20 protein-coding genes and 1 pseudogene are annotated in these 24,796 nt (G+C 73.6%); 17 read left to right on the top strand and 4 right to left on the bottom strand.

What is annotated here, in order from left to right:
* Nucleotides 1-134 precede the first annotated feature (134 nt).
* The 5 genes and pseudogenes from ACGFXC_RS10050 to ACGFXC_RS10030 all read left to right on the top strand — a co-directional run bounded on the left by ACGFXC_RS10050 (nucleotide 135) and on the right by ACGFXC_RS10030 (nucleotide 6,535).
* Entirely contained in the window at nucleotides 135-923 is a 789-nt protein-coding gene (locus ACGFXC_RS10050; protein ID WP_393711339.1) for a hypothetical protein, read from the top strand.
* Nucleotides 924-1,007: 84 nt separating this feature from the next.
* Complete coding sequence (locus tag ACGFXC_RS10045; protein ID WP_393711337.1) at nucleotides 1,008-1,853, top strand: DegV family protein; 846 nt, start codon at nucleotides 1,008-1,010, stop codon at nucleotides 1,851-1,853.
* A gap of 608 nt (nucleotides 1,854-2,461) precedes the next feature.
* Nucleotides 2,462-3,091: a helix-hairpin-helix domain-containing protein gene (locus ACGFXC_RS10040; RefSeq protein WP_393711335.1), complete on the top strand. Its 630-nt coding sequence runs from the start codon at nucleotides 2,462-2,464 to the stop codon at nucleotides 3,089-3,091.
* 32 nt (nucleotides 3,092-3,123) lie between these two features.
* Nucleotides 3,124-5,517, top strand: a pseudogene (locus ACGFXC_RS10035) (ComEC/Rec2 family competence protein); the annotation flags it as partial.
* Between the two features lie 157 nt (nucleotides 5,518-5,674).
* Nucleotides 5,675-6,535: a YceI family protein gene (locus ACGFXC_RS10030; protein ID WP_393711333.1), complete on the top strand. Its 861-nt coding sequence runs from the start codon at nucleotides 5,675-5,677 to the stop codon at nucleotides 6,533-6,535.
* Nucleotides 6,536-6,549: 14 nt separating this feature from the next.
* On the opposite strand, the gene ACGFXC_RS10025 is transcribed toward ACGFXC_RS10030, so the two are convergent.
* Nucleotides 6,550-6,792 carry a hypothetical protein gene (locus ACGFXC_RS10025; RefSeq protein WP_393711331.1) on the bottom strand — a complete coding sequence of 81 codons (243 nt, stop codon included), beginning with the start codon at nucleotides 6,790-6,792 and terminating at the stop codon, nucleotides 6,550-6,552.
* Nucleotides 6,793-6,853: 61 nt separating this feature from the next.
* Between ACGFXC_RS10025 and holA the strand changes: the two genes are divergently transcribed.
* A complete protein-coding gene (holA, locus tag ACGFXC_RS10020) occupies nucleotides 6,854-7,846 on the top strand; it encodes a DNA polymerase III subunit delta (RefSeq protein ID WP_393711329.1) in 993 nt (330 codons plus the stop codon).
* Nucleotides 7,847-8,071: 225 nt separating this feature from the next.
* Here the strand turns inward: holA and rpsT are convergent, their stop codons facing one another.
* Nucleotides 8,072-8,338: a 30S ribosomal protein S20 gene (gene rpsT / locus ACGFXC_RS10015; protein ID WP_266788134.1), complete on the bottom strand. Its 267-nt coding sequence runs from the start codon at nucleotides 8,336-8,338 to the stop codon at nucleotides 8,072-8,074.
* A 211-nt stretch (nucleotides 8,339-8,549) separates the two neighbouring features.
* Here rpsT and lepA point away from each other — a divergent pair, with 211 nt between their 5' ends.
* From lepA to hemW, 3 genes are all read left to right on the top strand, one after another.
* Entirely contained in the window at nucleotides 8,550-10,415 is a 1,866-nt protein-coding gene (gene lepA, locus ACGFXC_RS10010) for a translation elongation factor 4 (RefSeq protein WP_393711327.1), read from the top strand.
* A gap of 289 nt (nucleotides 10,416-10,704) precedes the next feature.
* On the top strand, nucleotides 10,705-12,597 hold the full coding sequence (locus ACGFXC_RS10005) for an AMP-dependent synthetase/ligase (protein ID WP_393711325.1): 1,893 nt from the start codon (nucleotides 10,705-10,707) through the stop codon (nucleotides 12,595-12,597).
* An 80-nt stretch (nucleotides 12,598-12,677) separates the two neighbouring features.
* A complete protein-coding gene (gene hemW, locus ACGFXC_RS10000) occupies nucleotides 12,678-13,910 on the top strand; it encodes a radical SAM family heme chaperone HemW (RefSeq protein WP_393711323.1) in 1,233 nt (410 codons plus the stop codon).
* Nucleotides 13,911-13,928: 18 nt separating this feature from the next.
* Here hemW and ACGFXC_RS09995 read toward each other — a convergent pair whose 3' ends face one another.
* Both ACGFXC_RS09995 and ACGFXC_RS09990 read right to left on the bottom strand, forming a co-directional pair.
* Nucleotides 13,929-14,732 carry a DUF3097 domain-containing protein gene (locus tag ACGFXC_RS09995; protein ID WP_393711321.1) on the bottom strand — a complete coding sequence of 268 codons (804 nt, stop codon included), beginning with the start codon at nucleotides 14,730-14,732 and terminating at the stop codon, nucleotides 13,929-13,931.
* A gap of 28 nt (nucleotides 14,733-14,760) precedes the next feature.
* Complete coding sequence (locus ACGFXC_RS09990; protein WP_393711319.1) at nucleotides 14,761-15,492, bottom strand: MBL fold metallo-hydrolase; 732 nt, start codon at nucleotides 15,490-15,492, stop codon at nucleotides 14,761-14,763.
* A 193-nt stretch (nucleotides 15,493-15,685) separates the two neighbouring features.
* Between ACGFXC_RS09990 and hrcA the strand changes: the two genes are divergently transcribed.
* The 8 genes from hrcA to ACGFXC_RS09950 all read left to right on the top strand — a co-directional run bounded on the left by hrcA (nucleotide 15,686) and on the right by ACGFXC_RS09950 (nucleotide 24,784).
* Complete coding sequence (gene hrcA, locus ACGFXC_RS09985; RefSeq protein WP_393711317.1) at nucleotides 15,686-16,705, top strand: heat-inducible transcriptional repressor HrcA; 1,020 nt, start codon at nucleotides 15,686-15,688, stop codon at nucleotides 16,703-16,705.
* Nucleotides 16,706-17,842, top strand: a complete 1,137-nt coding sequence (gene dnaJ, locus ACGFXC_RS09980; protein ID WP_393711315.1) for a molecular chaperone DnaJ — start codon at nucleotides 16,706-16,708, stop codon at nucleotides 17,840-17,842.
* Nucleotides 17,843-17,987: 145 nt separating this feature from the next.
* Nucleotides 17,988-19,079 (top strand): nitronate monooxygenase, encoded by a 1,092-nt coding sequence (locus tag ACGFXC_RS09975; protein ID WP_393711313.1) that lies wholly within the window; start codon nucleotides 17,988-17,990, stop codon nucleotides 19,077-19,079.
* Nucleotides 19,076-19,819 (top strand): 16S rRNA (uracil(1498)-N(3))-methyltransferase, encoded by a 744-nt coding sequence (locus ACGFXC_RS09970; protein WP_393711311.1) that lies wholly within the window; start codon nucleotides 19,076-19,078, stop codon nucleotides 19,817-19,819. Before ACGFXC_RS09975 ends, ACGFXC_RS09970 begins: the two co-directional genes overlap by 4 nt.
* A gap of 78 nt (nucleotides 19,820-19,897) precedes the next feature.
* Nucleotides 19,898-20,257 (top strand): histidine triad nucleotide-binding protein, encoded by a 360-nt coding sequence (locus ACGFXC_RS09965; protein WP_393712186.1) that lies wholly within the window; start codon nucleotides 19,898-19,900, stop codon nucleotides 20,255-20,257.
* Nucleotides 20,258-20,260: 3 nt separating this feature from the next.
* Complete coding sequence (locus ACGFXC_RS09960; protein ID WP_393711309.1) at nucleotides 20,261-21,166, top strand: ribonuclease Z; 906 nt, start codon at nucleotides 20,261-20,263, stop codon at nucleotides 21,164-21,166.
* 184 nt (nucleotides 21,167-21,350) lie between these two features.
* On the top strand, nucleotides 21,351-22,490 hold the full coding sequence (locus tag ACGFXC_RS09955) for a carbohydrate kinase family protein (protein WP_393711307.1): 1,140 nt from the start codon (nucleotides 21,351-21,353) through the stop codon (nucleotides 22,488-22,490).
* A 185-nt stretch (nucleotides 22,491-22,675) separates the two neighbouring features.
* Nucleotides 22,676-24,784: a PhoH family protein gene (locus ACGFXC_RS09950; protein WP_393711305.1), complete on the top strand. Its 2,109-nt coding sequence runs from the start codon at nucleotides 22,676-22,678 to the stop codon at nucleotides 24,782-24,784.
* The last annotated feature ends 12 nt before the right edge of the window (nucleotides 24,785-24,796 follow it).

Below are 24,796 nucleotides of genomic sequence, written 5' to 3'. Positions count from 1 at the left end.
GGGCCGTCGGTCCGCCCCCGCCACGGGGCATGAGGGACATCCCGTACGGGCAGGTTGGGGGTTCGATTGGAACCCCCGGCCTGCCCGTGGCGTTTACCGTGGAGGGACGGGGACGGCGGAGGAAAGGGAACCTCATGGAGGCGGGCGCTTTGATCATCTTTGCCCTGTTGGTGCTGTTCGCCTTTCTGGGGCTGGGTGCGTGGGTCACGGTGAAGGCGGTCGGCGCGGCCAAGCGGGGCGTGGACCGGACGATCACCCAGGCCCGCCGTACCGTCGAGGACACCACCTTGAAGGCCAGGAGCTTCGGCCAGGTCGGGGTCGCGGGAGCGCTGGCACAGTTGCGGCTGGACCTGAGGACGTCGATGCGGGCCACGCAGCAGGCGCTCTACCAGGGGGTTCAGTCGGACGCCTCGCTGAAGGAGTCGATCGCCCTCTTCGAGCGGCTGAGCGCCCACGGGCACGAGCTGGACGACGAACTCAAGCGGCTGGAGGCGGAGCCGGACCGGCGGCGCATCGCGGAGGGCCTCGCCGACCTGCGGGAACGCACCGCGAAGATCACTCAGGCCGCGGACTCGCTGCGGTGGGCCGCGCGGGACCGTGCGCGCCGGTTCGCGGACGACGACCTGACGGCGCTGTCCGAGCAGATCGAGATGGAGTCGGGCGCGCTGCGGGACTGGTCGCGCGAGTCGGTGGACGACCTGGCGGCGGCCGCGGCCGCGTGGGACGCGGGTGTGGCGGGCGGGACGCCGCCCGGTGCCGGTGCCCAGCGTGGTGCGGGTGCGGGTGCGGGTGCGGGTGCGGGTACGGGTACGGGTACGGAGGGCGGTGGGCAGTCGGAGCCGAGGCCGGCCGCGCTGAATCCTGCGGCGCCGACCGCCCGCCACCCCTGGCAGAAGGCGCCGCGCCCGGAAGCCACCACCTGAGGGTGGGGGGCGCGGAGGGCCTGGAGGGGTGGCCGCGGGGGTCCGGGCTGCCGGATCGAGGCCTGTGGCGGTAACCTCCGGCTCATGTCCCGCCATGTCGCGATCGTCACCGATTCCACGGCCTACCTGCCCCCTCCGGCGCTGGCGCGGCACGGAATCACCTCCGTTCCCCTGACCGTGGTCCTGGGGGACGAGGCCCTTGAGGAGGGCACGGAGATCTCTGCCCGCAGCCTCGCCGTGGCCCTCCAGAAGCGCCGGTCGGTCACGACCTCCCGCCCCGGCCCGGAGGAGTTCGTACGGGCCTACCGGGCGGCGGCGGACGCCGGGGCGACCGGCATCGTCAGCCTGCACCTCTCGGCCGAGTTCTCCGGCACCTACGACGCCGCCGTGGTCGCGGCGAAAACGGCTCCCGTACCGGTCCGGGTCGTCGACACCGGGATGGTCGCGATGGCCCTCGGCTTCTGCGCCCTCGCCGCCGCGGAAGCGGCCGACGCCGGGGGGTCCGCCGACGAGGCCGTGGCCGCCGCCGAGAAGAGGGCCGGGGAGATGTCGGCGTACTTCTACGTGGACACCCTCGACTACCTGCGGCGCGGCGGCCGGATCGGGGCCGCGCAGGCGCTCCTCGGCTCGGCACTGGCGGTCAAGCCGCTGCTGACGCTGGACGGCGGGCGGATCGAGATGCTGGAGAAGGTGCGGACGGCCTCGAAGGCCATCGCCCGGCTGGAGGAGCTCGCCGTCGAGCGGGCCGGGGCGCGCAGCGTCGACGTGGCCGTGCACCATCTGGCGGCGCCCGAGCGGGCCGAGAAGCTCGCGGAGCGGCTGCGCGAGCGGATCCCCGGTCTGGCGGAGCTGCACGTGAGCGAGGTCGGGGCGGTGATCGGCGCGCACACCGGGCCGGGGCTGCTGGCAGCGGTCGTTTCGCCCCGCTGATCACCGGAACGGGTGGCGGGGTTATCCACAACGGGGCCTCTGTCCACCGGAATTGAAGGTTCCGAACGGGGGCCGGGGATCGGGCCTAGCGTCGGGGCATGACGAATCCGCGAACGCGTGCGGGGAGGCCCTACGAGGCCTCCGACGGGGTGGACCGGCCGGCCGGCGGTGTGGGGCCCGGCCCCGGTGCCGGGGTGGTGGGCCGTGCGGCCGGGGTCCGGTCCGGTGGCGGCAGGGCCCGGGCCGGTGGCACCGGGAGCAGGCCGGGGCGGTGGCGAGGCTCCGACGGACGGCTGCGGGAGCGCGGGCGGGCCGGGCCCGACCCCTCCGTACTGCGGCGGCGCGCGGAGGCCCTGCTGGGCGCTGCGTCGCCACCGGGGGAGGACTCGGGCCTGGGTCCCGGGGCCGGTGCGGGCCCGGGGTCTGGGGTCGGTGGGGTGCGGGTGGCCGATCCGCCGGACCGGGGCGGTGAGGGCGTGCGGCCGGTGGAGCCGGCTGCGGGGAGCCCGGAGCCGGGCGGTGTTGCCGGGGGTGCTCGGGCGGGGGAGCCGGCACCGGGTGTGGCCGCGGGGGCCGGGACGGGGGTTGCCGGTGGGTGGTGGCCGGGGGTGCGGGAGCGGCTGCCGGTGTGGGTACAGGCCCGGTGCGGGGTGGAGCCGCGGACGGTGGCCGCCGTCGCCGTGGTGCTGGTCGCGGCCGTGGGGTTCGCCGGCCAGCAGTACTGGTCCGGGCGGCCGCAAGCGGTTACGGCCCCGGCGGTGATCGCCCCTGCGACGGCATCGGCGGCGGCCCTCCCGGTGGGACCGGGGTCCGCCGCCCCGGGCTCCCGCATCGTGGTGGACGTCGGCGGGAAGGTCCGGGAGCCCGGGGTGCGTCGGCTGCCCGGCGGCTCCCGGGTCCAGGACGCGCTGACCGCCGCCGGAGGGGTGCGACCCGGCACCGACACCACCGGGCTCAATCTGGCCCGGGTCCTGGTGGACGGCGAACAGGTACTGGTGGGGGCCACCGCGCAGCCCGCTCCGGGGGGTGGCGGCCCGGCGGGTCCCGGTCCGCTGAGCCTCGCCACCGCGACCGTGGAGCAACTGGACGGACTGCCCGGGGTGGGCCCGGTGCTGGCCCGGCACATCGTCGACTTCCGCACCGCCCGGGGCGGGTTCCGCGGCGTGGAGGACCTCCGGCAGGTCGACGGCATCGGCGAGCGCAGGTTCGCCGACCTGCGCGCGCTGGTACGGCCGTGAGCGCCGCCGCGGGACCCGGCGCGGTGCGGGGGGTGCCGGAGCCGGCCGGGCCCGGGCAGGGGGCGTCGGCGGGGGCGTCGGCGGCGGACCTGCGGCTGGCGGTGCCCGCGGTGGCCGCCTGGGGTGCGGCCGCCCTCGCGCTCGGGACGCCCGGCGGGTGGACCGCCGCCGGGGCGGGGCTCGCGGTGGCCGTGGCGGGGGTGCTGCTGCTGGCGGCGGGCCGCCGGGCGCAGCCGCCGTGGCGGGTCGCGGCGGCGGCCGCCGCGTTGCTGTGCGCGGCAGCCGGGGCGGGGGTGGCCGGGCTGGAGCGGGCCGAAGCCCGGTCGGGGCCCGTGGCGGGGCTGGCCCGGGAGCACGCCCGGGTCCTCGCGGAGCTCACCGTCGGGTCCGACCCCCGGGCCGCCCGGGGCGGGAGCGGGCCGCCGGTGGTGGCCCTGGACGCGGTGGTGACCCGGCTGACGGGGCCGGACGGGACGCGCACCCGGGTGCGGACGCCGGTACGGGTGCTGGCCGGGCATCCGGGATGGGCCGGACTGCAGCCGTCGACCCGGGTGGCGGTGGTCGCCCGGCTGGCTCCGGGCCGGGACGGGGAACGGGCCGTCGCGCTGCTCCGCCCGGCGGCCGACGCCCCGCCCGCGGTGCGTGGGGGCCCCGATGCGGCGCAGCGCGTCGCCGGGACCCTGCGGGCCGGGCTGCGGGAGGCCACCGAGGGGCTGCCTGCCGACGCCAGGGCCCTGCTGCCGGGGCTGGTGGTCGGGGACACCTCCCGGGTGCCGGCCGACCTGCACGCGGCGTTCGAAGCCACCGATCTGCTGCACCTGCTGGCCGTCTCCGGATCCAACCTGACCGTGGTGCTGTACCTGCTCATCGGGGCCCCGTCCCGCGCGCAGCACGCCGAGCGGGGCGGGCTCGCGCCCCGCCTGGGGCTCTCGCTGCGGGCCACGGCGCTGGGCGGGGCCGCGCTCACGCTGGGCTTCGTGGTGGTGTGCCGGCCCGAGCCGAGCGTGCTGCGGGCCGCCGCCTGTGGCGCCGTGACCCTGCTCGCCATCGCCACCGGGCGGCGCAGGTCCCTGATCCCGGCGCTGGCCGGGGCGGTGCTGCTGCTGGTGCTCTACGACCCGTGGCTGGCGCGGAGCTACGGGTTCCTGCTCTCGGTGCTGGCCACGGGGGCGCTGCTCACCCTCGGGCCCCGGTGGGGGGAGGCCCTGCGGCGGCGCGGGATGCGGCCGCGCCTGGCCGACGCCCTGGGGGCCGCCGCCGCGGCGCAGGCGGTGTGCGCGCCGGTGGTGGTCGTGCTCTCCGCCCGGGTGAGCCTCGTCGCGGTGCCGTGCAACCTGCTGGCGGAGCTCGCGGCGGGGCTGGCGACGGTGCTCGGCTTCGCGTCGCTCGCCGTGGCCCCGGCGTGGATGGGGGCGGCGAAGGCGCTCGCCTGGTGCGCGGGGGTGCCGGCCGGGTGGATCGCCGCCGTGGCGCGGACCGGGGCGCGGCTGCCGGGGGCGGAACTGCCGTGGCCGGGCGGGGCCGTCGGGGGGCTGCTGCTGGGGGTGGTCACGTTGGCCGTCGTGGGGCTCGGGGTCCGGTACGGGCGCCTGCGGGCGGTGCGGTGGGGGCTGGTGGTGGTGCTGCTGCTCGTGGTGCTGCGGCCGCCCCTGTTGACCCGTACGCTCACCGGCTGGCCACCGCCGGACTGGCGCTACGTCCAGTGCGCCGTCGGCCAGGGGGACGCCGCCGTCCTGTCCGCCGGTCCGGGGACGGCCGTCGTCGTGGACGCGGGCCCGGAACCCGGGCCGGTGGACGCCTGCCTGCGCGCCCTGGGTGTGAGCCGTGTCCCACTGCTCCTGCTGACCCACTTCCACGCGGACCACGTCGGCGGGCTCTCCGGGGTGCTGCGGGGCCGGTCCGTCGGTGTGATTCAGACCACCACCCTGGAAGAGCCGCCCGGGCAGGCCGCGATGGTCCGGCGGATCGCCGCGGCGGCCGGGGTGCCCGTGGTGGCGGCGGGTGCGGGGGAGCGGCGCAGGGCCGGGCCGCTGGAGTGGCGGGTGCTGTGGCCGCCCGCCGCGGGGCCGGCGCCGGAGGGGCCCAACGACGCCAGCGTCGTCCTGCTGGTGCGCACGGCGGGGCTGACGCTCCTGCTGCCGGGCGATCTCGAACCGCCCGCGCAGCAGGCCCTCTTGAGGGAACACCCGGAGCTGGGGCCGGTGGACGTGCTCAAGGTGGCCCATCACGGTTCGGCGCACCAGGACCCCGGGCTGCTGGAAAGGATCCGGCCAAGGCTCGCCATCGTCCCCGTCGGTGCGGACAACCGCTACGGGCACCCCGCACCAGGTACGCTCTCGCAGCTGAGGGCCCGTGGGACGGCCGTACTGCGCACCGACGAGGACGGCTCCGTGGCCGTTACCGCGAGCGGTGCGGGGATACGAGCGTTTCCGGCCGGACGGCGGCGGACCCGGCCCGGGCATACCGGGCGCGACCGCTCTGTTTGCCCACAACCCGACAGCATGATCGAATGCGTCTTCGCCAGAACGGTCCAAGTCCACACAGCACGGGGGTGCATCAGTCATGTTCGGACGCCGACGGGGGATGGAAACGGCCGGAAGTGCCGGCTCACACACATCAGCGACCCTGACCCTGCCGCCCACGGCCCGGCTGCTGAGCTGCCGGGTCCTCGACACCGTCCACCAGCCCGTGCGCCAGGCCAAGTTCGAGGTCACCGACCCGATCGGCAGACGGGTCGTCAGCGGGGAGACGGACCCCTACGGGGGGTTCACGGCCGCCATGCCGGAGGGGGAGTACCGGCTCTCCGTCACCGCCGAGGGCTACGCGCCCTTCCACGGGGCGACGCTGGTCGGGGACCCGGCGCAGCCCGGTACGGCGGAGATCATCCTGGACTCGGTGGAGCCGCCGCTGCTGCCGCAGCCCGGCCACTGGGAACTCGACCCGACGCATTCGTCGATCGGGTTCACCGCCCGTCACATCGGCTTCGCCCGGATCCACGGCCGGTTCACGACCTTCGCCGGAGCGGTACGGATAGCCGAGCGCATGGAGGACTCCTCCATGCACGTCATCATCGACGCGGCGAGCATCGACACGGGTCTGCGGATGCGGGACGACCACCTGCGGTCCGCGGACTTCCTCGACGCCGCCCGCTACCCGACGGTGGAGTTCTACAGCGAGCGCTTCATCCACCGCAGCGGCAGCCGCTGGGCGGTGGCCGGCGCGCTCACCCTGCACGGCGTCAGCCGGTCCGTGACCCTCGACACCCAGTACCTGGGCACGGGTACGGGCCTGGAGGGGGAGCCGCGGGCCGCCTGCCGGTCCACCGCCGAGCTGCCCCGCGAGGACTTCGCCCTGAACTGGCAGTCGATCCTGGCGCACGGCATCGCGGCGATCGGGCCGAGCGTGGAAGTGGGGCTGGACGTGCAGATCGTCCACAAGGCGTAGCCGCGGGTCCGCTGCTACGGGGCTTCCAGCCAGCCCTCGTACTCGGCGGCGAGGTCGTCCAGCGCCGTGACGTCGAGGCGTTCGCGCGGATCCTCGACGACGACCAGCCACTGGGCGTCCTCGGCGTCGTCCTCGCCGGCGAGGGCGTCGCGGACCAACTGGGGTTCCTCGGGCAGGCCGAAGCGGTCGGCGGCCTCCCGGGCCACCTCCTCGGCGGCGTCGCGGTCGGGCAGGACCAGTACATGTCGCACGTTCACCCGACCATTCTCGGGCACCGGGAGCGGGGGACTGTCGGTGGGCCGTGGGATGCTGGGGACGATGGCCACCAGGAAGAACCCCACCGACGAACCGCTCGCCCCGCTCACCCTCGCGGTGGGGCAGGAGGACCTGCTCCTCGACCGTGCCGTGCGGGAGGTGGTGACGGCGGCCCGCGCCGTCGACGCCGATACCGATGTGCGAGACCTCACCTCCGACCAGCTCCAGCCCGGTACGCTGGCCGAACTGACCAGCCCCTCGCTGTTCTCCGAGCGCAAGGTGCTGATCGTCCGCAACGCGCAGGACCTGGGCGCGGACACGGTGAAGGAGGTCAAGGCCTACATCATCGCGCCGTACGAGGAGATCACCCTGGTCCTGCTGCACGCCGGCGGGGTCAAGGGCAAGGGCCTGCTGGACGCGGCCCGCAAGGCAGGGGCCCGGGAGGTCGCCTGCCCGAAGATGACGAAGGCGGCGGACCGGCTGTCGTTCGTACGGGGCGAATTCCGGACGCTGGGGCGTTCGGCGACCCCCGAGGCCTGCCAGAACCTGGTCGACGCGATCGGCAGCGACCTGCGGGAACTGGCGAGCGCGGTGACGCAGCTGTGCGCGGACGTCGAGGGCACCATCGACGAGGCCGTGGTCGGCCGCTACTACACCGGGCGGGCCGAGGCCTCCAGCTTCACCGTCGCCGACCGGGCGGTCGAGGGCCGGGCCGCCGAGGCCCTGGAGGCCCTGCGCTGGTCCCTGTCCACCGGGGTGGCCCCGGTGCTGATCACCAGCGCGCTGGCCCAGGCGGTCCGGGCGATCGGGAAGCTGGCCTCCGCACCGCGCGGGGCCCGCCCGGGCGACCTCGCGCGGGACCTCGGCATGCCGCCGTGGAAGATCGACCGGGTCCGTCAGCAGATGCGCGGCTGGTCGGCGGACGCCGTCTCCGACGCGCTGCGCGCGGTGGCCGCGGCCGACGCGGGGGTCAAGGGCGGCGGCGACGACCCCGAGTACGCCCTGGAGAAGGCGGTCGTCGCGGTGGCCCGCGCGGCCCGCCCGCAGCGCCACTAGCCCGAGCCCTGCACCGGCCCGGGCCCGCACCGGTCCGGCCGGGCACCGCGGGGCAGCACGAAGGCCCCGGCCGCCGCCCTGGGGAAGGGTGGTGGCCGGGGCCTTCGTCTACTGCTGGTGTGCGCCGCACCCGCGTGGCGAACGCAGGCCGCGTGCGGCGCGGTGAGCCGGTCCGGAGCGGGAGAGAGGGCCCGCTGGGTCCTTACCGGCGTTTCACATCAGAGCTCAGCCCTGGAGGGTGGCAACCTTGGAGGCCAGCGCCGACTTCTTGTTGGCGGCGGCGTTCTTGTGGATGACACCCTTCGAGACAGCCTTGTCGAGCGCACGCGCGGCGGCGCGGGAAGCCACGGTGGCCTTCTCGACGTCACCGGCGAGGACGGCCTCGCGGGCCTTGCGGATCGCGGTCTTGAGCGACGACTTGACGGCCTTGTTACGCAGGCGCGCCTTCTCGTTGGTCTTGTTCCGCTTGATCTGGGACTTGATGTTCGCCACGAAAGAGCCTTTTCAGGTTCAGAGTTTGATCTTCGGATTGTGTCCCGACAGCTGAGAGGGCATACGAGACACAGCTGCCCAGGCTACCAGGCGCGCTCCGACCGGCCCAAACCGAGCGCACTGCCCCGTCCATGGGACCATGGGAGTCTGCGTAAAGATCCGACGAGAGCCGGAAACGCTTCCGACTGCGACCCGAGAATCAGGACACTGCGTGCCCGCGATCCCCAGCCACGTGCCCGAGCCGAGCCGTACCGACCCGGCGCTGATCCGCAACTTCTGCATCATCGCGCACATCGACCACGGCAAGTCGACGCTCGCCGACCGGATGCTGCAGCTCACCGGCGTCGTCGACCAGCGGCAGATGCGCGCCCAGTACCTCGACCGCATGGACATCGAGCGTGAGCGCGGCATCACGATCAAGTCGCAGGCGGTCCGTCTGCCCTGGTCCCCCACGGAGGGTGCGGGCCAGGGCAGCACGCACATCCTGAACATGATCGACACCCCCGGTCACGTCGACTTCACCTACGAGGTCTCGCGCTCCCTCGCCGCCTGCGAGGGCACGGTCCTGCTCGTGGACGCCGCCCAGGGCATCGAGGCGCAGACCCTCGCCAACCTCTACCTGGCGATGGAGAAGGACCTCGCGATCGTCCCGGTCCTGAACAAGATCGACCTGCCGGCCGCCCAGCCGGAGAAGTTCGCCGAGGAGCTGGCGAACCTGGTCGGCTGCCAGCCGGAGGACGTGCTGCGGGTCTCGGCGAAGACCGGTCTCGGCGTGGACGCGCTGCTGGACAAGATCGTCGCCACGGTTCCGGCCCCGGTCGGCCCGAAGGACGCCCCCGCCCGCGCGATGATCTTCGACTCGGTCTACGACTCGTACCGCGGCGTCGTGACCTACGTCCGTGTCGTCGACGGCCAGCTCAACAAGCGCGAGCGCATCCGGATGATGTCCACCGGCGCCACCCACGAGCTGCTGGAGATCGGCGTCTCCTCCCCGGAGATGACCCCCTCCGACGGCCTGGGCGTCGGCGAGGTGGGCTACATCATCACCGGTGTGAAGGACGTCCGTCAGTCCAAGGTCGGTGACACCATCACCAGCCTGAACAACGGCGCGACCGAAGCCCTCGGCGGCTACAAGGACCCGCGTCCGATGGTCTTCTCGGGCCTGTACCCGCTCGACGGTTCGGACTACCCGGACCTGCGCGAGGCCCTGGACAAGCTCCAGCTCAACGACGCCGCGCTGGTCTACGAGCCGGAGACCTCGGCGGCGCTGGGCTTCGGCTTCCGCGTCGGCTTCCTCGGCCTGCTCCACCTGGACGTGGTCCGCGAGCGCCTGGAGCGCGAGTTCGGCCTCGACCTGATCGCCACCGCGCCCAACGTGGTGTACCGGGTGGTCATGGAGGACGGGAAGGAGGTCACCGTCACCAACCCGAGCGAGTTCCCCGAGGGCAAGATCAAGGACGTGTTCGAGCCGGTCGTCCGCGCCACCCTGCTCGCGCCCTCCGAGTTCATCGGCGCGATCATGGAGCTCTGCCAGCAGCGCCGCGGCACCCTCCTCGGCATGGACTACCTCTCCGAGGACCGGGTCGAGATCCGTTACACCCTCCCGCTCGCGGAGATCGTCTTCGACTTCTTCGACCAGCTGAAGTCCAAGACGCGCGGCTACGCCTCCCTCGACTACGAGCCCACCGGCGAGCAGGCCTCCGGCCTGGTCAAGGTCGACATCCTGCTGCACGGCGACAAGGTCGACGCCTTCTCCGCCGTCACCCACAAGGACGCCGCCTACGCCTACGGCGTGCGCCTGGTCGCCAAGCTGCGCGAGCTCATCCCGCGGCAGGCCTTCGAGATCCCGATCCAGGCCGCCATCGGCTCCCGCGTCATCGCCCGCGAGACCATCCGCGCCATCCGCAAGGACGTCCTCGCCAAGTGCTACGGCGGCGACATCTCCCGCAAGCGCAAGCTGCTGGAGAAGCAGAAGGAGGGCAAGAAGCGGATGAAGATGGTCGGCTCCGTGGAGGTCCCGCAGGAGGCCTTCATCGCCGTCCTCTCCAGCGACGAGTCCGGCGCCAAGAAGAAGTAACCGGCCGGTAACCGAAAGCTGCGGCGACCGGCAGTGCCAAGCGGTCACCAAGGGCGGGTCAAGAAGTAGCCTCGCCCCATGTCTGACAAAAGGGCCCACATGCATACGCATGGGGGCCCTTTTCGTTATCAAGCGGCCGCTCGGGGGCTCTTACGCGGCGGGCGCACGGCCTCTACGCTGATCACTGCTCGATGGTTACTCGCCAGTTTCAAAAGCTGCCAGCACCACCCGCCCGTCCCAAGCGCCCCCACGCCCACGCCCTGCCGCGTGGACCGGTCCGGAGGATGTCGTGAGCGACACACAGACCATGATCGAGAACCGTCCGCCCACCGTGGCGGCCCTCTTCCTTGAGCGGGTCGCCGCCACGCCGAACGCGGAGGCCTACCGCTTCCCCGTGCCGGCGGCCGGTCCGGAGGGCGGCCCCGACGACTGGAAGTCGCTCAGCTGGGGCCAGGCGGCCGAGCGGGTCTTCGCCATCGCCGGCGGTCTGATCGCCCTCGGCCTGCGCTCCGAGGAGCGGGTCGCCCTCGCCTCCAACACCCGGGTCGAGTGGATCCTCGCCGACCTCGGCGTGATGTGCGCGGGCGGCGCGGTCACCACCATCTACCCCAGCACCAACGCGGAGGAGTCCTCCTACATCCTCGCGGACTCCGAGAGCCGGGTGCTGATCGCCGAGGACGCGGCCCAGCTGGCGAAGGCGCGCGAGCGCCGGGCCGGCCTGCCGAACCTCGCCCACGTGGTGGTCCTGGACGCGGCCGACGCGGTCGCCGCCGAAGGCGACCCCGAGGGCTGGGTGCTCTCCCTCGCCGACCTGGAGGCGCTGGGCAACGCGCACCTCGCCGAGCACCCCGAGGCGGTCCGGGAGCGGATCGCGGCCATCACCGCGGACCAGCTCGCCACCCTGATCTACACCTCCGGCACCACCGGCCGCCCCAAGGGCGTCCGGCTGCCGCACGACAACTGGTCGTACATGGCCAAGGCCACCGTGGCCACCGGGCTGATCACCAAGGACGACGTCCAGTACCTGTGGCTGCCGCTGGCCCACGTCTTCGGCAAGGTGCTGACCTCCGGCCAGATCGAGGTCGGCCACGTCACCGCGGTCGACGGCCGGATCGACAAGATCATCGAGAACCTGCCGATCGTGCAGCCGACCTACATGGCGGCCGTTCCGCGCATCTTCGAGAAGGTCTACAACGGCGTGGCCGCCAAGGCCCGGGCCGGCGGCGGCGCCAAGTACAAGATCTTCCAGTGGTCGGTGGGCGTCGCCCGCGAGTACGCCAAGGTCACCCAGGACAACTTCCGCCGCACCGGCCGGGCCACCGCCCCCTTCGGCCTCGCCACCAGGCACAAGGTCGCCGACGCGCTCGTCTACTCCAAGCTCCGCGAGGCCTTCGGCGGCAACCTGCGCGCCGCCGTCTCCGGCGCCTCCGCGCTCGCCCCCGAGATCGGCTACTTCTTCTCCGGCGCGGGCATCCACATCCTGGAGGGCTACGGGCTCACCGAGTCCAGCGCGGCCTCCTTCGTCAACCCCGGCGAGGCCTACCGCACCGGGACCGTCGGCAAGCCGCTGCCCGGCACCGAGGTCCGCATCGCCGACGACGGCGAGGTCCTGCTCCGCGGCCCCGGCATCATGCAGGGCTACCACGGCCAGCCCGACAAGACCTCCGAGGTGCTGGAGAGCGACGGCTGGCTGCACACCGGCGACATCGGCGAGCTGTCGCCCGACGGCTACCTGCGCATCACCGACCGCAAGAAGGACCTGATCAAGACCTCGGGCGGCAAGTACGTCGCCCCCGCCGAGGTCGAGGGCCAGTTCAAGGCGATCTGCCCGTACGTGTCGACCATCGTCGTGCACGGCGCCGACCGGAACTTCTGCTCCGCCCTGATCGCCCTCGACGAACCGTCGATCCTGGTCTGGGCGGCCGAGAACGGCCTGGAGGGCAAGACGTACGCGCAGGTCCTGGCGGCGCCCGAGACCGCCCGCCTGATCGAGACCTACGTCCAGACCCTCAACGAGGGCCTCCAGCGGTGGCAGACGGTCAAGAAGTTCCGTCTCCTGCCCCGCGACCTGGACGTCGAACACGGCGACCTCACGCCCAGCCTCAAACTGAAGCGGCCGGTCGTCGAGCGCGAGTTCAAGTACCTCATCGACGAGATGTACGAGGGCGCCCGCGAGGCCTGACCGGGCCCGGCGGCGAGCACGCCGGCCGGCCCGGCGGCGAGCGCGTAAACGACCTTCGGGCAGTGCGGGACAATGGATCCATGCCTTCCGCACTGCCCGACGGTGAACCCATGCCCGAAGACGGCTCGCTGCCGTCGCACGCCCTGGCGGGTGCCGGGGACCGGCCGCTCGGGTTCTACCTGCACGTCCCGTACTGCGCGACGCGCTGCGGCTACTGCGACTTCAACACCTACACGGCCACCGAGCTGCGGGGCACCGGCGGTGTGCTCGCCTCCCGGGAGAACTACGCCGACACCCTGATCGACGAGGTCCGCCTGGCCCGCAAGGTGCTCGGCGACGACCCCAGGGCCGTGCGCACCGTCTTCGTCGGCGGCGGCACGCCCACTCTGCTGCCCGCGCGGGACCTCGTACGGATGCTCGCGGCGATCCGGGACGAGTTCGGGCTGGCCGAAGACGCCGAGGTGACCACCGAGGCCAATCCGGAGTCCGTGGACCCGGCCTACCTCGCGGAGCTCCGCGCGGGCGGCTTCAACCGGATCTCCTTCGGCATGCAGAGCGCCCGGCAGCACGTCCTGAAGGTGCTGGACCGCACCCACACCCCCGGCCGCCCCGAGGCCTGCGTCGCGGAGGCCCGCGCGGCGGGCTTCGAGCACGTCAACCTGGACCTGATCTACGGCACCCCCGGCGAGTCCGACGAGGACTGGCGGGCCACCCTGGCCGCCGCCCTCGGCGCGGGCCCCGACCACGTCAGCGCCTACGCCCTGATCGTCGAGGAGGGCACGCAGCTGGCCCGCCGGATCCGCCGCGGCGAGGTCCCGATGACCGACGACGACGTCCACGCCGACCGGTACCTGATCGCCGACTCCGTGATGGCGGAGGCCGGGTACTCCTGGTACGAGGTCTCCAACTGGGCCACGACCGAGGCCGGGCGCTGCCTGCACAACGAGCTGTACTGGCGCGGCGCCGACTGGTGGGGCGCCGGCCCCGGGGCCCACTCGCACGTCGGCGGGGTCCGCTGGTGGAACGTCAAGCACCCCGGCGCCTACGCGGCGGCCCTGGCCGCGGGGCGTTCCCCGGGCGCGGGGCGCGAGCTGCTGTCGGCCGAGGACCGGCGCGTGGAGCGGATCCTGCTGGAGCTGCGGCTGGCCGACGGCGTCCCGCTGTCGCTGCTCGCCCCGGCCGGGCTCGCCGCGGCCGGCCGGGCACTGGCCGACGGGCTGCTGGAGGCGGCCCCGTACGGCGCCGGGCGCGCGGTACTGACCCTGCGCGGGCGGCTGCTGGCCGACGCGGTGGTCCGGGACCTGGTCGACTGACCGCGCCCGCTGCGGCGCCTAGGCGGGCGCCGTGACGAAGTCGATCAGTTCCTCGACGCGGCCCAGCAGGACGGGCTCCAGGTCCCGGTACGAGGACACCCGGGACAGGATGTGCTGCCAGGCGGCCCCGGTGTTCTCGGGCCAGCCCAGGGCCCGGCACACGCCCGTCTTCCAGTCCTGGCCGCGCGGGACCACCGGCCAGGCCGGGATGCCGAGGGCGGACGGTTTCACCGCCTGCCAGACGTCCACGTACGGGTGGCCCACCACCAGCACGTCGGGGCCGTCCACGGACGCCGCGATCCGGGACTCCTTCGAGCCCGGCACCAGGTGGTCGACCAGCACGCCCAGGCGGGCGTCCGGGGCCGGGGCGAAGCCGGCCACCACCGCGGGCAGGTCGTCGACGCCCTCCAGGTACTCCACGACGACCCCCTCGACGCGCAGGTCGTCGCCCCAGACCCGCTCCACCAGCTCGGCGTCGTGGCGGCCCTCCACGTAGATCCGCCCCGCCCGCGCCACCCGGGCCCGCGCACCGGGGACGGCCAGCGAGCCCGAGGCCGTGCGGGCGGGCGCGGCGGGCGCCCGGGAGGGGCGGACCAGGGTCACCACCGCGCCCTCCAGCAGGAAGCCGGCCGGCTCCATCGGGAAGACCCGCCGCTTGCCGAAGCGGTCCTCCAGGGTCACGGTGCCCGCCTCGCAGCCCACCACGGCCCCGCAGAAGTCGGTGCCCGCCACCTCGACGACCAGGTCGGGGTCGGCGGGCACCTCGGGCACGGGCCGGGCGCGCTTCCACTGCGGGGTCAGGTCGGGGGAGTACTCACGCATCCGGCCGACGATAGGAGAGCGGCCCCGCTCACGCCTCCGACACGCCGAACCGGGCCGCCAGTGTGGCGCGTTGCGCACGGACGAAGCCGGCGTCGACCACCGCTCCGTGGCCGGGCACGTACAGCGCGTCCTCCCCGCCCAGGGCGAGCAGCCGGTCCAGGGCCGCGGGCCACTGTCCGGGCACCGCGTCCGGGCCGGCCTGGGGCTCGCTCGACTCCTCCACCAGGTCCCCGCAGAACACCGTCTCCCGCTCGCCGGGCACCAGTACGGTCAGGTCGTGCTGCGAGTGCGCGGGCCCGAGGTTGGCCAGCAGCACCCGGGCGCCGCCCAGGTCCAGGGTCCGTTCGTCCGACACCGGGTGCTGCGGCGCCCGCGTCAGGGCGGCCGCCCCGGCCGCCTCCGTCGCGTCCAGGCCGTGCCGGCGGGCGCTCGCGGACAGCTCCTCGCGGCCGCCCGGGGTCCCCAGGAGCCGGTCCAGGCCGACGGCCCCGTAGAACGATGCCTCCGGGAAGGCGGGAGCACCCAGGACGTGGTCGAAATGTCCGTGTGTGAATGCGATATGGGTCACGCTCCGGCCGGTCAGCCGCTCCGCTTCCGACCGCACCAGCGCCCCCTCGCGCACGCACGAACCGGGGTCGATCAGGAGCACCGACTCGTCCCCCACCACCAGTCCCACCGTGCAGTCCCACACCGGAAGCCGTCGGCGTCCGACGCGTCCGGTCAGCCGTTCCCAGCCCGCCTCTTCCCAACGTACGTCCATGCGGCGACGCTACCCTGGCGGGCCGCCCTTGCCCGGGGCGCACTACCCACCCGTACACTGACCGGGGGATCTCTGGCACTCGGGCGCTCAGAGTGCCAACGAGGGGACCAGCGGGACCGGCCGGGCCAGCCAGACCGGCGGACCGGCCACAGACCGACGACCGACAGACCGACCGCATCCGGAGGTGTGCGCGATGCTCAGTGAACGCAGACTCGAAGTGCTGCGCGCCATCGTCCAGGACTACGTCGGAACGGAGGAGCCGGTCGGCTCCAAGGCCCTCACCGAGCGGCACCGGCTCGGCGTCTCGCCCGCGACCGTGCGCAACGACATGGCCGTGCTGGAGGAGGAGGGCTACATCGCCCAGCCCCACACCAGCGCGGGCCGGATCCCCACCGACAAGGGCTACCGCCTCTTCGTCGACCGCCTCGCGGGGGTCAAGCCGCTGTCCACGCCCGAGCGAAGGGCGATCCAGAACTTCCTCGACGGGGCCGTGGACCTCGACGACGTGGTCGGCCGGACGGTGCGGCTGCTCGCGCAGCTCACCCGGCAGGTCGCCGTCGTCCAGTACCCCTCGCTGACCCGCTCCACCGTCCGGCACGTCGAACTGCTGTCGCTGGCCCCGGCCCGGCTGATGCTCGTGGTGATCACGGACACCGGGCGGGTCGAGCAGCGGCTCGTCGACACCCAGACCCCCTTCGGCGAGACCTCCGTCGCCGACCTGCGGGCACGGCTCAACAGCCGGGTCGTCGGCCGTCGGTTCACCGACGTGCCGCAGCTCGTGCAGGACCTTCCGGAGTCGTTCGAGACCGACGACGACCGGGCGACCGTCAAGGCCGTCCTGGCGACGCTCCTCGAAACGCTGGCCGAGGAGGCGGAGGAGCGGCTGATGATCGGCGGCACCGCCAACCTCACCCGCTTCGGACATGATTTCCCCCTGACGATCAGGCCGGTGCTCGAAGCGCTGGAGGAGCACGTCGTGCTCCTCAAGCTGCTGGGCGAGGCCAGTGAGTCGGGGATGGCCGTACGCATCGGTCACGAGAACGCTTACGAGGGGCTCAACTCCACGTCGGTCGTCTCGGTCGGCTACGGTTCGGGCGGCGAAGCAGTCGCCAAACTCGGCGTGGTCGGACCGACCCGCATGGACTACCCCGGAACGATGGGAGCGGTACGCGCAGTGGCACGTTACGTCGGACAGATCCTGGCGGAGTCGTAAGTGGCCACGGACTACTACGCCGTACTCGGCGTGCGCCGCGACGCTTCCCAGGACGAGATCAAGAAGGCCTTCCGGCGCCTCGCGCGTGAACTCCACCCGGATGTGAATCCGGATCCGAAGACGCAGGAGCGCTTCAAGGAGATCAACGCGGCCTACGAGGTGCTCTCGGACCCGCAGAAGAAGCAGGTCTACGACCTCGGCGGCGACCCGCTGTCCTCCTCGGGCGGCGGTGGCGCCGGCGGCTTCGGAGCCGGCGGCTTCGGCAACTTCTCCGACATCATGGACGCCTTCTTCGGCCAGAGCCAGCAGCGCGGACCGCGCTCGCGGACCCGCCGCGGCCAGGACGCCATGATCCGGCTCGACCTGGAACTGGACGAGGCCGCCTTCGGGACGACCAAGGACATCCAGGTCGACACAGCCGTCGTCTGCACCACCTGCTCGGGCGAGGGCGCCGCCCCCGGCACCTCCGCGCAGACCTGTGACATGTGCCGCGGCCGCGGTGAGGTCTCGCAGGTCACCCGGTCCTTCCTGGGCCAGGTCATGACCTCGCGCCCCTGCCCGCAGTGCCAGGGCTTCGGCACCGTGGTCCCGACCCCGTGCCCCGAGTGCGCGGGCGACGGCCGGGTCCGCTCCCGCCGCAGCCTGACGGTCAAGATCCCGGCCGGCGTCGAGAACGGCACCCGGATCCAGCTCGCGGGCGAGGGCGAGGTCGGCCCCGGCGGCGGCCCCGCCGGCGACCTGTACGTGGAGATCCACGAACTGCCGCACCCGACCTTCCAGCGCCGCGGGGACGACCTGCACTGCACCGTCACCATCCCGATGACGGCGGCCGCGCTCGGCACCAAGTGCCCGCTGGAGACGCTGGACGGCCTGGAGGAGATCGACATCCGCCCCGGTACCCAGTCCGGCCAGGCCATCCCGCTGCACGGGCGCGGCGTCACGCACCTGCGCGGCGGCGGCCGCGGAGACCTCATCGTGCACGTCGAGGTCACCACCCCCGCCAAGCTGGACGCCGCCCAGGAGGACCTGCTGCGCCAGCTCGCGAAGCTGCGCGGCGAGGAGCGCCCGACCGGCCAGTTCGCCCCCGGCCAGCAGGGCCTGTTCAGCCGCCTGAAGGACGCCTTCAACGGCCGCTGAGCCACACCGAACGGCACGTACGAGCCCGGTCCGGGGACGCCCCGGACCGGGCTCCGTGCTTCCCTCACGGGGGGAGGGAAGCGGACTATGCCAGGCGAATTGCCGTGATTCGGTGCGGTGCGCCGGACGTGGCACGATGCAGTCCATGTCCTCCGCACCGAACGGTCTCCACCAGTACCCGATCGTGCAGGCCCCCATGGCGGGCGGGGTCTCCGGCCCGCCCCTCGCCGCCGCCGTGTGCGAAGCCGGCGGCCTGGGCCACCTCGCCGGCGGCTACAAGACCGCCGACGGCATGTACCAGGAGATCAAGCAGCTGCGCGGACTCACCCGCCGGCCCTTCGGCGTCAACCTCTTCCTCCCGCAGACCGGCTACGTCGACCCCGCCGCCGTCGAGGCCTACCGCGGGCAGCTCGCCGGCGAGGCCGCCTGGTACGGGGTCTCGCTCGCCGAGGAGGACATCATCGGCACCTGCGACGACGGCTACGAGGCCAAGCTCGCCATCCTCCTGGAGGACCCGGTCCGGGTCGTCTCCTTCACCTTCGGCTGCCCCGCCCCCGAGGTCCTCGCCCGCCTGCGCGCTGCCGGTACCCACACCGTCGTCACCGTGACCTCCGTAGAGGAGGCCCGCACCGCCCAGGAAGCGGGCGCCGACGCCGTCTGCGTCCAGGGCGTCGAGGCGGGCGGCCACCAGGGCACCCACCGCGACGATCCGGAGACCGACGGCACGGCCGGCGTCGGCCTGCTCTCGCTGGTCGCGCAGGTGCGCGAGGCCGTGGCGCTCCCGATCACCGCCGCGGGCGGCCTGATGCGCGGCGCGCAGATCGCGGCGCTGCTCGCGGCGGGCGCGGAGGCGGCGCAGCTCGGCACGGCCTTCCTGGTCTGCCCGGAGTCCGGCGCGCACCCCCTGCACAAGAAGGCGCTGACCGACCCGCTGTTCGGGCACACCGAACTCACCCGGGCCTTCTCCGGACGCCCCGCCCGGGGTCTGGTCAACCGCTTCATGCGGGAGCACGGACCGTACGCCCCGGCCGCCTACCCGCAGGTCCACCACATCACCGCGGGACTGCGCGCGGCGGCCGCCGCGGCGGGCGACCCGCAGGGCATGGCCCTGTGGGCGGGACAGGGCCACCGGCTGGCGCGGGCCCTGCCCGCGGGAGCGCTGGTGGAGGTGCTGGCGGCCGAACTGGCCGAAGCACAGAGCGCGTTGAAGGTGTTGCAGATGAGGAGAGCGTCATGACGGCCCCCGTGTTCGTGGTCGAAGAGGTCCCCGCGGGGCCCGAGTTCGTACTGGACGGCCCCGAAGGCCGGCACGCGGTGTCGGTCAAGCGGCTCACCCCGGGCGAGGAGCTCGTCCTCACCGACGGCCGCGGGCACTGGGCGGACGCCGTCGTCCGGGCCGCCGAGGGCAAGGACCGGCTGGTCGTCTCCGTCACCGCGACCGCCGAGGAGCCCGAGCCGGCCGTACGGATCACCGTGGTGCAGGCGCTGCCCAAGGGCGACCGGGGCGAGGTCGCCGTCGAGACGATGACGGAGACCGGCGTCGACGCCATCGTCCCCTGGCAGGCCTCCCGCTGCATCACCCAGTGGCGCGGGGAGCGCGGGGCGAAGTCACTCGCCAAGTGGCGCGCCACCGCCCGGGAGTCGGGCAAGCAGTCCCGCCGCGTGCGGTTCCCCGAAGTGGACGAGGTCCTGTCCACCAAGCAGGTCGCCGCCCTGCTGGCCGGGGCGGACCTGGCCCTGGTGCTCCACGAGGACCGGGAGACCGCCTCGCAGGCCCTGGCGACCGCCCCGCTGCCCGCCTCCGGCTCCGTGGTGCTCGTCGTCGGCCCCGAGGGCGGGGTGTCGCCCGAGGAGCTCGCCGCCTTCGCCGCGGCCGGGGCCCACCCGTACCGGCTGGGGCGCTCGGTGCTGCGGACCTCGACGGCGGGGACGGCCGCGACCGCGGTCCTGCTGGCGCGCACCGGCCGCTGGTCGTAGTCCGCTACAGGGAGCCCGACGGCCGGGGCGCGGACGGTTACGATGCCCGGACCGATCAACGACACGGGAGGCACGGCCATGGCCGGGGAACCGCAGGCGGACTGCCTGTTCTGCAAGATCGTCGCGGGGACCATCCCGGCGACCGTGGTCCGCGAGACCGAGACGACCGTCGCCTTCCGCGACATCAGCCCGCAGGCGCCGACGCACGTCCTGGTCATCCCCAAGGCGCACTACCCCGACGGCGCCTCCCTCGCCGCCGCCGAGCCGGCCGTCGCCGCCGACGTGCTGCGCGAGGCCGGACAGGTCGCGGCCGACGAGAAGATCGTCGACCACGGCTACCGGGTCGTCTTCAACACCGGTGCCGGAGCCGGGCAGACCGTCTTCCACGCCCACGCGCACGTCCTCGGCGGCCGCGGCCTCCAGTGGCCCCCCGGATAGCACGTGTCCGTACGAGAGTTCGTGGTCCTGGGCACCGCCAGCCAGGTACCCACCCGGCACCGCAACCACAACGGTTACCTGCTGCGCTGGGACGGCGAGGGCATCCTCTTCGACCCGGGCGAGGGCACGCAGCGCCAGATGCTGCGGGCCGGGGTCGCCGCGCACGACATCAACCGGATCTGTGTCACCCACTTCCACGGTGACCACAGCCTCGGCCTGGCCGGGGTGATCCAGCGGATCAACCTCGACCGGGTCCCGCACCCGGTGACCGCGCACTACCCGGCCTCGGGGCAGAAGTTCTTCGACCGGCTCCGCTACGCCACCGCCTACCGGGAGACCGTCCGGCTGCGCGAGGAGCCGGTGGAGCGGGACGGGATCCTGGCCGAGGGGCCCCCGTACCTCCTGGAGGCGCGCAGGCTCTCGCATCCGGTGGAGTCCTTCGGCTACCGGGTGACCGAGCCGGACGGCCGCCGGATGGTTCCGGAGCTGCTCGCCCGGCACGGGATCAAGGGCCCCGACGTGGGCCGGATCCAGCGCGAGGGGCGGCTCGGCGAGGTCACCCTGGAGGACGTCAGCGAGCACCGGGCCGGGCAGCGGTTCGCCTTCGTCATGGACACCCGGCTCTGTGACGGGGTGGACGAGCTGGCGCGGGGCTGCGACCTGCTGGTGATCGAGTCGACCTTCCTCGACGCCGACTCCGCGCTGGCCCGCGACCACGGGCACCTCACCGCGGGCCAGGCGGCGCGGGTGGCGCGGGACGCGGGCGTGCGGCACCTGGTGCTGACGCACTTCTCGCAGCGCTACCCGGACCCGTCGGAGTTCGAGCGCGAAGCCCGCGCGGCCGGCTTCGAGGGCGAGCTGACGATCGCGGCGGACCTCGTACGGGTCGCCGTGCCGAAGCGGCCGTAGGCCCCCGGCCCCGCCCCGGGGCCGTGAGCCCCCGGCCCCGCTGCGCCGCCCGGCCCCCGTCCGGCGGCTCCCCGGCCGCCTCCCCGCCCGGCGCGGGGCGTGACGGGGCACGAGCGGACGGTGATGTACGTCACACTGGGTTTCGCTCCTGCCGGGCACGGGCAGGGCTCGCAGCTTTCCACCCATGAACCGCAAGCAGAAACGACACTTCAACGGGGAGCACATCGTGACCAGTCGGGACAGCCGCACCATCCGCCCGGGCAAGCTGGACCCGCTGGGCCCGCTGCGCGACCCCCAAGACCCGGGCTGCGACGTCTTCCTGACCGGCACGGTCTTCCTCGACATCATCTTCACCGGCCTCGACTCCGCCCCGGTGCGCGGTACGGAGTCCTGGGCGCGCGGCATGGGGTCCAGCCCCGGCGGCGTCGCCAACATGGCCACCGCCCTGGCCCGGCTCGGCCTGCGCACCTCGCTGGCCGCCGCGTTCGGCGACGACCACTACGGCGAGTACTGCTGGGACGCCCTCGAACAGGGCGAGGGCATCGACCTGTCGATGTCACGGACCGTCCCCGGCTGGCACAGCCCCGTCACCGTCTCCATGGCCTACGAGGGTGAGCGCACGATGGTCTCCCACGGCCACGAGGCCCCACCCCCCACCGGGCCCGGCCCCTTCCCCTGGTGTCCGGCGCAGACCCGGGCCGCCGTGGCCTCGCTCGCGGCCGGACCGGCCGAGGGCTGGGTCGCCGAGGCCGCCCGCCGGGGCTCGCGGATCTTCGCCGACGTCGGCTGGGACGACACCGGACGCTGGGACCTGGCCGCCCTGCCCGACCTCGGCCACTGCGAGGCCTTCCTGCCCAACGCCGGCGAGGCGATGCGCTACACCCGGACCGAGTGTCCGCGCGCCGCGGCCCGGGCCCTCGCGGAGAAGGTCCCGGTCGCGGTGGTGACCATGGGTGCGGAGGGCTCGTACGCGGTGGACGCCCGCACCGGGGAGACGGCCGAGGTCCCGGCGATCGCGGTGGACGCCCTGGACCCGACCGGCGCCGGGGACGTGTTCGTGGCCGGGTTCGTCACCGGCAGCCTGGCGGGCTGGCCCCTGGCCGACCGGCTCGCCTTCGCGGGGCTGACCGCCGCGCTCTCGGTCCAGGAGTTCGGCGGCTCCCTCTCCGCCCCGGGCTGGCCCGAGGTGGCCCACTGGTGGCGCACCGCCCCGGAGGCCCTGCGCGGCCGCTACGCCTTCCTCGACGCCCTGCTGCCCCCGGGCGCCACCCCCGCCGCGCGCCGCCGCGCGGTACCCACCATCGGCTTCCGCCACCCCGTCTAGGCCGTCTCGCCCGGCCCGGCCCCGGGCCGACCGCGTCCCGTACGGGAACGGCGGGGGAACACCCGGGGGCCGGACCGGAAAACCCCTCGGGGAAGCCCCGGCGTGGACGTACCCTTGGTACTCCGGAGGTCGACGACCCGAGCGGCCCCTCAGCGGGAGGTATGCGCAGGCCACAGTGCCGGCCCATGACTCAGACACCGACAGCCCACACCCCCGCGCCGGGCCAGGCGCGAGCCCACTTCACCGTACCGGCGACGCACCCGATGGTGACGGTGCTCGGCTCGGGCGACGCGCTGCTGCGCGTGATCGAGAAGGCCTTCCCGAAGGCCGACATCCATGTTCGGGGCAATCAGGTCAGCGCGATCGGACCGGCCGACGAAGTCGCCCTGATCCAGCGCCTGTTCGACGAGATGATGCTGGTGCTGCGCACCGGGCAGTCGATGACGGAGGACGCAGTGGAACGCTCGATCGCCATGCTCAAGGCGAACGGCACCGGCGGTGGCGAGGCGGAGACCCCGGCCGAGGTGCTCACCCAGAACATCCTCTCCAGCCGCGGGCGCACCATCCGCCCCAAGACCCTGAACCAGAAGCGGTACGTCGACGCGATCGACAAGAACACGATCGTCTTCGGCATCGGCCCCGCCGGTACCGGAAAGACCTACCTCGCCATGGCCAAGGCGGTCCAGGCCCTGCAGTCCAAGCAGGTCAGCCGGATCATCCTGACCCGCCCGGCGGTCGAGGCGGGCGAACGCCTCGGCTTCCTCCCCGGCACCCTCTTCGACAAGATCGACCCGTACCTGCGCCCCCTGTACGACGCCCTGCACGACATGCTGGACCCGGACTCGATCCCCCGCCTGATGGCGGCGGGCACCATCGAGGTCGCCCCCCTCGCCTACATGAGGGGAAGGGCGCAGCCGGTCTTCACGAAGGTCCTGACCCCGGATGGCTGGCGGGCCATCGGCGACCTCCGGGTCGGTGACCTCGTCGTGGGGTCCGACGGTGAGCCGACACCCGTCCTCGGGGTCTACCCGCAGGGCGAGAAGGACATCTACCGCGTCACGGCCCAGGACGGCTCCTGGACGCTCTGCTGCGGCGAGCACCTGTGGACGGTCCGCACGGCGTCGGACAAGCGCCGGGACAAGCCGTGGCGGGTCCTGGAGACCAAGGAGATGATCGGCGGCCTCCGGGCGGCGCACGCGCGCCGCTACGAACTGCCGATGCTCACCGCCCCGGTCGCCTTCCCCGAGCGCGAGGTCCCGATGGACCCCTATGCTCTGGGACTCCTGCTGGGCGACGGATGCATCACCGGTTCCACGACGCCCTCCTTCTCGACGGGGGACGAGGAACTCGTCCGGGCGCTCGAGGCCGCGCTGCCCGGTGTCACCGCCCGGCACAGGGGCGGTCCCGACTACGTGCTCAACAGGGTGAAGTCGCCCGGAGACGTGGTCACGCTGGAGAACCCGGTCACCAGGGTCATGCGCGAGCTGGACCTGCTCGGCTCCCGCTCGCATTCCAAGCACGTCCCCGACGACTACCTCTTCAACACGCAGGACGTGCGCCTCGCGGTGCTCCAGGGGCTGCTCGACTCCGACGGGGGCCCGGTCACCCAACGGGACCGCAGCTGCCGGATCCAGTATTCGACCACGTCGATCCTCCTGCGGGACGATGTGATCGCCCTCGTTCAGTCCCTCGGCGGGGTGGCCTACACCCGGCGCCGTGCGGCGGAGGGCCGCGAGCAGGGCACCGCCCTGGCGGCCCACCGGTACGACGCGCACATCGTGGACATCAGGCTCCCGGAGGGCGTCGAACCCTTCCGCCTCAGCCGCAAGCGGGAGACCTACCACGCGGCCGGCGGCGGTGGGCGCCCGATGCGGTTCATCGACTCCATCGAGCCCGCGGGGCGCGAGGAGGCCGTCTGCATCCAGGTGGCCGCGGAGGACTCGCTGTACGTCACGCAGGACTACCTGCTGACGCACAACACCCTCAATGAGGCCTTCGTGGTGCTCGACGAGGCGCAGAACACGACCACCGAGCAGATGAAGATGTTCCTGACCCGGCTCGGGTTCGATTCGAAGATCGTGATCACCGGTGACGTCACGCAGGTGGACCTGCCCGGCGGGGCCCGCAGCGGTCTGCGGCAGGTGCAGGACATCCTCGAAGGGGTGCCCGACATCCACTTCTCGCGGCTCACGTCCGAGGATGTCGTCCGGCACAAGCTGGTCGGCCGTATCGTCGACGCGTACGAGAAGTACGACGACAGCCAGCAGGCCGCGAACGGCCACCAGCGGAAGTAGAGCTCAGCGCAC

Origin of the sequence: Streptomyces sp. NPDC048507, from assembly GCF_043199995.1 — a bacterium.
Classification (GTDB): Bacteria; Actinomycetota; Actinomycetes; order Streptomycetales; family Streptomycetaceae; genus Streptomyces.
Note: the sequence above shows the minus strand (reverse complement) of the source record. Positions and strands in the feature narration are given on the sequence as shown.